Below are 7605 nucleotides of genomic sequence, written 5' to 3' on the forward strand. Positions count from 1 at the left end.
CGGAATTACTGCATCCGGGAAAAGGCGTGAGAGTTCAGCCCACGGGCGGGTATATACTTCGTCAAAGCTGCCGCCGCCGGAATTTTCAGCCATCATGACGGCTGTTGCGCCAAAGTCAGCGGCAAAATCCTGACAGTCTGGCCAGTTGAGGTCCGAAATATAAAGATAGGGAAGAGATTCGTCGTCACAGTGCAGGTCAAAGACATAATCAGCGCGAGCGGCTTCTTTCGTCAGTATTTTGCGAAGGCTGGAAAATTCACTTGTCGGCGTAACCTGGTCCAAAACATCCTGCATGGTTGCGCGGATAAGTTTTACATTCGCGTCTTCATTTTTACCAAGTTTACCAACAAGGCGATCTTGTATCATTGCTGTCAGGTCGTACCAACCACGGTTAAAGTTACCTTCACCGCCACGGTGAACGCGCCCTAAAAGAATGTCGTCTTCAAATTGATCCAGGCCGATCGGATTGGCAAAGGGAACAATAACGATCTCACCTTTTAATAATCCCTGTTGGTCCGCTTCTTCCAGACGTTGCAGAAGATGATGAGTACAAGCCATCGCCGGGGTTTCATCTGCGTGTAGGCAAGCCTGTACATAGGCAATCTTGCCATTAGTACCTGCACCGTAACGATGCATAGTTACAACCCGTTGTGTACTTGGTGTTTCAGAAAGTAGCGCGTGGCGCTCTGTAATACGGGCCATGTTTTTTCCTGTATATTCTTGTGATACGGACTTTTGCATAACATAAAGAGTTGTTTGATCTTTAGGTCAAGAGCTAAAAGTGGATGAGCTTGTTGAGAAGCTGCGCTATAAACCAATCATGATAGACGAATCGCAAATGCAAAACGAAGGGCTGCCGCCCTATCTTACCGGTCTTAATGAATCGCAGATGGATGCCGTTCAGACCACGGATGGACCTGTTCTTGTTCTGGCCGGGGCCGGAACGGGGAAGACGCGGGTTCTAACGACACGCCTTGCTCATATTCTGGCGACGGGAAAAGCTTTCCCCGGTCAGGTTCTTGCTGTGACCTTTACCAATAAAGCAGCACAAGAGATGAAAGAGCGTGTTGCTTCGATTCTGAATGAACCAACTGTAGAGCGATGGTGGTTGGGAACCTTCCATGCCATTGCGGTTCGTATGTTGCGGGCCCATGCAGAAAAGGTTGGGCTTGGGTCTGATTTTGCGATTATCGATACGGATGATCAGCTGCGTTTGGTGAAGCAGCTTCTGAAAGAGAGCAACCTCGACGACAAAAAGTGGCCACCGAAATCTGTTCTTGGCGTTATTCAGCGCTGGAAAGATCGGGGGCAAACGCCGGATCATGTTTCCGCAAGTGAAGCCAAGGAGTTTGCGGGCGGGCGTATTCATAAAATTTACCAGAGCTATCAGCAGCGTATGAAAGAGCTCAACGCCTGTGATTTTGGGGATCTGCTGTTACACACTCTGGTGATTTTCCAGACCTATAAGGATGTGTTGGCGGATTACCATCGACGGTTTCATTATATTCTGGTCGATGAGTATCAGGATACCAACGTGGCGCAGTATCTTTGGTTGCGTCTTTTGGCTCAGGGGCATCAAAATGTCTGTTGCGTCGGGGATGATGATCAATCCATCTATGGGTGGCGCGGTGCCGAGGTTGGTAACATCCTTCGTTTTGAAAAAGATTTTCCCGGTGCAAAGGTTGTTCGTCTGGAACGGAATTATCGTTCGACCGGGCGTATTCTTGCTGCGGCTTCCTCTGTCATTAGTCATAATGAAGGTCGTTTAGGCAAGACGCTTTGGACGGATGATGATGAAGGGGAAATGCTTCGCGTCCGGGGGCTTTGGGATGGTGAAGCCGAAGCCCGGTTTGTCGGTGAAGAGACAGAAAGCTTGCAACGCCAAGGACAGTCGCTGGATCAGATAGCGGTTCTTGTGCGCACAGGCGCAATGACCCGCGAATTTGAAGAACGCTTTTTGACCCTAGGCATTCCCTATCGGGTTATCGGTGGCGCGCGTTTCTACGAACGTATGGAGATCCGTGATGCCTTGGCGTATTTGCGCCTTGTGAATTCAGCGGATGATAGTCTGGCTTTCGAACGAGTTATTAACACACCGAAAAGAGGACTTGGTCCCGCAGCGGTCAGTGTGGTTCATCAACTGGCCCGCCAGATTGAGACGTCGCTGTTTAAAGCAGCGCAGGAAATTGTTGAAACGGACGAGCTACGTCCGGCTGCGCGTAAGTCCATGGTCGGGTTTGTTGCGCAGGTCGACCGCTGGCAGAGCTTGAAAGGTGATATGCCGCATCCAGAGTTGGCTGATCTAATACTGGAAGAAAGCGGCTATCTGGAATTCTGGCAGAATGATAAATCAGTTGAAGCCAAAGGGCGTGTTGAGAATTTACGCGAGCTAGTAAATGCTTTGGGGGAATTCGAAAGTCTTCCTGATTTTCTCGAACACGTCAGTCTTGTGATGGATACCAATAGTAAGCAAAATCAGGAAATGGTCTCAATCATGACCTTGCATGGGGCCAAGGGGCTTGAGTTCGAAACAGTTTTCCTCCCAGGCTGGGAAGAAGGGCTATTTCCGAACCAACGCGCCATGGACGAACAAGGCCTTAAAGGGCTAGAAGAAGAAAGGCGTCTGGCCTATGTCGGGTTAACCCGTGCCAGAGAACGCGCCATTATTTCCTTTGCTGCCAACCGTCGTATGCATGGGTCTTGGGCCTCGGCAATCCCGTCTCGTTTCGTGGATGAGCTACCCCATGAACATGTTGAGCGGGAAAGTGATCGCGGTATTTACTCTGCGCCGTTAGAGCCATCTTATGGTGGTTTTGGTTCCGGAAACAAAGGGTGGCAGGATAATGATCGCACAAGTCCAGGGATGCAACGTGCGCGAAGCTATTCAGGGGGCGAATCAAAGCTTGTCCGACAAGCAGCGCAGAAAGTTTCGGAAAGTAAAAGCGGTTTTGGACGCGGAGAACGGGTTTTCCATCAAAAATTCGGCTATGGGATGGTCACTTCGGTTGAAGGTGAACGTCTAACAATTTCTTTTGAGAAGGCTGGAAGCAAAAAAGTTCTGAGCAACTTTGTGGTTCCCGCCGAACAGGCAGGTATGTAATGAGAGAAGATAATTCCGCAGTTTGGGTCGTTGCCCTTGATATAAAAGAGGTCAACTTACCTATCTATGAGCTTGCTCTGGAGCCTCTTGATGGTGCAATTGTTACAACAAACCCTAATCAAGCTGGGGTTGTTTCCGTTAAGGTATATGTCGACGGCAAGCCGTCTGATGAACAGGTTAACAGTATCCTGAACAGCACGGCAGAGATTATAGGTGGTGATGCCCCGACTGCTACTATTGAGCAACTTCCTGATGTCGACTGGGTTGCAGAAAGTCAAAAGGCTTTGCCGCCAATTGTGGCTGGCAAGTTTTTTGTGCACGGATCTCATGTAACAGAGCAGCCACCGGAAGGTTCTGTTCCTTTATTGATTGAGGCTAATGTTGCGTTTGGTACTGGGCAACACGACACCACCAAGGGCTGTCTAATTGCGCTTACTGATTTGGCCGAAGGCAAGAAAGTCGTCAACGCACTGGATATGGGATGTGGGTCTGGAATTCTATCCATGGGAATTAAAATCCTTTGGAATTGTCCCGTGCTCGGCGTGGATATTGATGCTGATTCTGTACGCGTAGCATTGGAGAATGCTGAGCTGAATAATGTTTCCGATATCACAGGTGTCTGCGGTGACGGGTATAATGCTCCGGAAGTTGCTGCACGTGGTCCTTATGACTTGATTGCGGCGAATATTCTTGCAGAGCCGCTCTGTCAGATGGCGCCTTTATTGGAAAAGAACTTGGCAGAGGGCGGTGTTGCCGTGCTCTCTGGATTACTTATTACGCAACAGGAAAAAGTTGTGAAAGCGCATGAGGCTTTGGGGCTGAAGGTTATCCGAGAGCTTCACTTGGGTGAATGGTCGACACTGGTTTTATCAAGATAATCCTTGATGTAATAATCCTAAATAAAAGGAAAGGCCGATGTTAGATTAACATCGGCCTTTCCTTTTACGGGTATTAAAAAAAACGCGCCGGAGCTTCCGGCGCGTTTCAACAAGTAGAGCTGCAAGCAAAAGGGGGGTTATGCTGCGCGACCTACTTTGCTGTTGTTTTCAGCTTTTGTTTCCTGTGTTGAAACAAAATCAGAAGAAGAAAGGAAAGAGAAACCTGGCTCAAAAGTTTTGGTTTCTTTTTCTGCTGCTTCTGCATAAAGGCTGTTTACAGTTGCTTCGATGTTACCGCGGCTTAGGCCGATGTCTTTTAGTTCGCGATCATTTAGATCCCAAAGCTGACTGACAGTTGCACGGCGTTCCATGTAGTTTTTGAAGCCCTGAACAAGTCCAGAGATCGCAGCATAGATGCGGTATGTTTTTGTATAACGGTGTGGCGCTACAGTTACGAATACAGGCTGGTTAGCAATTTCGTTGGCCGCGAATACGAATTTATCTTCTCTCATGATCATTTCTCCTAGATCAGTTAATGCGGCCGACTATGTCTTTCTATTGCCGCTGTGTTGTTGCAGTATATCTAGCTCATAAAATTTTTTTCGGTAGCGGTTATTCTGCACCACAGCCATGCATTTTGAGCATAATTTAGTTTTTTTCGATTTAACTTATTGAAATTAAATTATTTTAAGTTATGCAAAAGCAAGTGTTGTTATGCTTCTGTTGCTCGGTTAATCTGCTGAAAATCAAATTGTATATTGTATAAGGATTAAAAAATGCCTGAAACGGCTACTCTTGATCATGAATCTCGTCTTAAAGCTTTGCGTATCCAGTTGGCTAATGAAGGTGTGGACGGCTTTATCGTTCCGAGAACTGACGAACATCAGGGGGAGTACGTTCCACCCCAAGCTCAGAGACTTGGATGGTTAAGTGGGTTTACGGGGTCGGCAGGGCTGGCGACCGTTCTTATGGATAAGGCGGCGATCTTTGTGGATGGTCGTTATACAATTCAGGTGCGCCAAGAAGTTAGTGAACACCTTTTTGCCTATCAGCATTTGGTTGAAGAGCCCGCCCATCAATGGCTGGAAGAGAATGTATCCGCAGGTATGCGTATTGCCTATGACCCTTGGTTGCAAAGTGAAAATCAGATCAAATCCTTGCGAAAAGGTGTTGAAAAAGCGGGGGGAGAGCTTGTTCCTCTTTCTGACAATCCTCTTGATAAGGTTTGGTTGGATCAACCCGCCCGTCCTTGTACAAAATCCATGCCTTATGATTTGAAGTATGCAGGGCAGTCTTCGCAGGATAAACGGAAAGAAATTGGCGAACTTCTCACTAAATCAGAAGCCGATTGTGCCGTTCTCAGTCTGCCAGACTCTGTTGCGTGGCTCTTGAACGTGCGCGGTGAAGATGTGGACCATACGCCATTGGTGCTTTCCTTTGCTGTTGTCCATGCCGATGGAAATGTGCAGTGGTTTGTGGATTCTCAAAAAGTAACAAGCGAAACCCTTGCGGCATTGGACAATCAGGTTGAAGTTGCCGAGCCGGGAACTTTGGAAACGCGTCTTGAAGCTTTTGCGCGCGAAGGTAAAAGAGTTCTGGTTGATCCTGCTACTTGTCCGGAACGTATTACAGCATTGCTAGAAAAAAGTGGTGCAAATCTTGTACGCGCTATGGACCCGGTGAGCTTGCCAAAGGCGAGAAAGAATACATCCGAACTGGATGGTATTCGTGCTGCTCATATTCGTGATGGTGCTGCGATGGTGCGCTTTTTAAAGTGGGTAACTGAAAGTGCAACGGAGCGTGCGGATACCGATAATCCCGTCACCGAAATGGAGGCTGTTTATAAACTTCTGTCTTTCAGGGAAGAAGTACCGCTGTTCAAAGACTCTTCGTTTGATACTATTTCCGGTGCGGGACCAAACGGTGCCCTCTGTCATTATAAGGTGAGTGATGAAAGCTCTTTGCCGCTTAAAAGGGATGAGATTTTTCTGATTGATTCAGGCGGGCAATATCTGGATGGAACAACTGATATTACCCGTACGGTTATTATCGGCACGCCGAACGCAGAAATGAAAGACCGTTTCACGCGCGTTCTTATGGGGCACATTGCGCTATCTACTGCGAAATTCCCCAAGGGAACAAACGGTATTCAGCTGGATAGTCTCGCTAGACGTCCGCTTTGGGATGCGGGTCTGGATTATGATCATGGTACGGGGCATGGCGTGGGGTGTTTCCTTGGTGTTCACGAGGGGCCGCAACGTATTGCCAAGGCTTCGTCGCCAGTCGCTTTAGAGCCGGGTATGTTCTTGTCTAATGAACCCGGCTATTACAAAGCAGGGGAGTACGGTATTCGTATCGAAAACCTCATTATCGTTCGCGATGCCGGAAAAATGGTTGGCTTAGACACTCCACTGTATGATTTTGAGACAGTAACGTTGTGTCCGATTGATTTACGTTTGATAGAGCCAGCCTTAATGAGTGCGGGTGATATCAAATGGTTGAATGACTATCATGACTGGGTCCGTAAAGAGCTGACACCTTTGTTGGATGCTGAGCACGTTGCCTGGTTAGAGATGGCAACGAAAGCGATTTAAAAGCATGTAAATGATGCCCGTTCTCTAACCTGTATCAGGCGAGGACGGGCACTGCTGACGGAATTTCACCATCAATGTTCTTATGTAAATTGTTATATTGGTGTGGCTTTATTCTGTTTGCGTATCCATGTCAGGAATTTTTTTAAGTGCGATGGAATTACCCCCTGTTTGTAAACAAGATGGTATCCGGTGTTTTCGTTACTTGTCAGCGAGAATAATTCAACAAGCTGCCCACTTTTAATGTCGTCCTGTACCCAGTTTGACGGAAGTACACCCAATCCTTGCCCGTCGCGAATGGCATCTTTTGTCAGATATCCTGATAGATGAATTTTCGCATGGTGTGCGTGGAAATCAATTTCATGTTGTTTTAGCCAAAAATGCCATTCTGAATGGCGATCATCTATGTCGCAAACCCAAGGTAATTTGGTTAGATCCTTGGGCGATTTTATTTGAATATTCTCTATGAGCTCAGGTGATACAACGATGCTGGTGTAACTGGGCATCAGTTTTTCCACTTGAAAGCTTGGCCAATTTCCTGTGCCATACCGTATGGCAAGGTCATAATCATCCCGCCTGAGATCTACAACGTCACTGTTAGCATTTAACAATATTTCAACATCGGGATGCCGTTTGCGAAAGTCTCCGAGCCTTGGCATCAGCCAAAAGTTTACAAAGGTTGGTGTCATGGTAATGCGAAGGGGGCGGTCAGTCATGCTGTCTTTGAGGTCTTTGACGGCATCGTCGATAATATCAAAGCTTTTGCTAAGCTCTGCGCCAAGACGAAAGCCCGCCTCTGTCGGCACAACACCACGTCCTTCGCGCTGGGTTAAGGTTGCTCCAAACCATTCTTCCAGCCGTTTTATTTGTTGAGCGACGGCCGCATGGGTCACGTTCAGTTCTTTGGCGGCATGACTAAGATTATGATGTCGCACAACAGCTTCGAAAGCGCGAAGGCTGGAAAGGGATGGAAAATCACGCATGAAATGTAATAAAAACTAACATAATGAGATTTTTCCTGATTTGAATTTGAACA

Annotated in this window: 6 protein-coding genes; 3 read left to right on the top strand and 3 right to left on the bottom strand. The window is 47.4% G+C overall.

Translation table 11 applies throughout. The annotated features are described in order from the left end of the window. A partial coding sequence (locus Q0241_RS21910; RefSeq protein ID WP_299381362.1) for a succinylglutamate desuccinylase/aspartoacylase family protein occupies positions 1 to 702 on the bottom strand: 702 nt, incomplete at its 3' end. Positions 703 to 820: 118 nt separating this feature from the next. Here Q0241_RS21910 and Q0241_RS21915 point away from each other — a divergent pair. After that, positions 821 to 3100 (top strand): ATP-dependent helicase, encoded by a 2280-nt coding sequence (locus Q0241_RS21915; RefSeq protein ID WP_299381376.1) that lies wholly within the window; start codon positions 821 to 823, stop codon positions 3098 to 3100. Then, a complete protein-coding gene (locus Q0241_RS21920) occupies positions 3100 to 3978 on the top strand; it encodes a 50S ribosomal protein L11 methyltransferase (protein WP_299381365.1) in 879 nt (292 codons plus the stop codon). Before Q0241_RS21915 ends, Q0241_RS21920 begins: the two co-directional genes overlap by 1 nt. Positions 3979 to 4115: 137 nt before the next feature. Here the strand turns inward: Q0241_RS21920 and Q0241_RS21925 are convergent, their stop codons facing one another. Next, on the bottom strand, positions 4116 to 4490 hold the full coding sequence (locus Q0241_RS21925) for a DUF1127 domain-containing protein (RefSeq protein ID WP_299381367.1): 375 nt from the start codon (positions 4488 to 4490) through the stop codon (positions 4116 to 4118). A gap of 264 nt (positions 4491 to 4754) precedes the next feature. Between Q0241_RS21925 and Q0241_RS21930 the strand changes: the two genes are divergently transcribed. Continuing rightward, positions 4755 to 6572, top strand: a complete 1818-nt coding sequence (locus Q0241_RS21930) for an aminopeptidase P family protein (protein ID WP_299381370.1) — start codon at positions 4755 to 4757, stop codon at positions 6570 to 6572. Positions 6573 to 6664: 92 nt separating this feature from the next. On the opposite strand, the gene Q0241_RS21935 is transcribed toward Q0241_RS21930, so the two are convergent. After that, entirely contained in the window at positions 6665 to 7552 is an 888-nt protein-coding gene (locus tag Q0241_RS21935) for a LysR substrate-binding domain-containing protein (protein WP_299381373.1), read from the bottom strand. Positions 7553 to 7605 lie beyond the last annotated feature (53 nt).

This window comes from uncultured Kiloniella sp. (assembly GCF_937128705.1).
GTDB lineage: Bacteria > Pseudomonadota > Alphaproteobacteria > Kiloniellales > Kiloniellaceae > Kiloniella.

Excerpts from the sequence above, each read along its gene's own strand:
- Q0241_RS21915 (WP_299381376.1), top strand. The coding sequence starts at position 821 with ATGATAGACGAATCGCAAATGCAAAACGAAGGGCTGCCGCCCTATCTT.
- Q0241_RS21920 (WP_299381365.1), top strand. The coding sequence starts at position 3,100 with ATGAGAGAAGATAATTCCGCAGTTTGGGTCGTTGCCCTTGATATAAAA.
- Q0241_RS21925 (WP_299381367.1), bottom strand. The coding sequence starts at position 4,490 with ATGAGAGAAGATAAATTCGTATTCGCGGCCAACGAAATTGCTAACCAG.
- Q0241_RS21930 (WP_299381370.1), top strand. The coding sequence starts at position 4,755 with ATGCCTGAAACGGCTACTCTTGATCATGAATCTCGTCTTAAAGCTTTG.
- Q0241_RS21935 (WP_299381373.1), bottom strand. The coding sequence starts at position 7,552 with ATGCGTGATTTTCCATCCCTTTCCAGCCTTCGCGCTTTCGAAGCTGTT.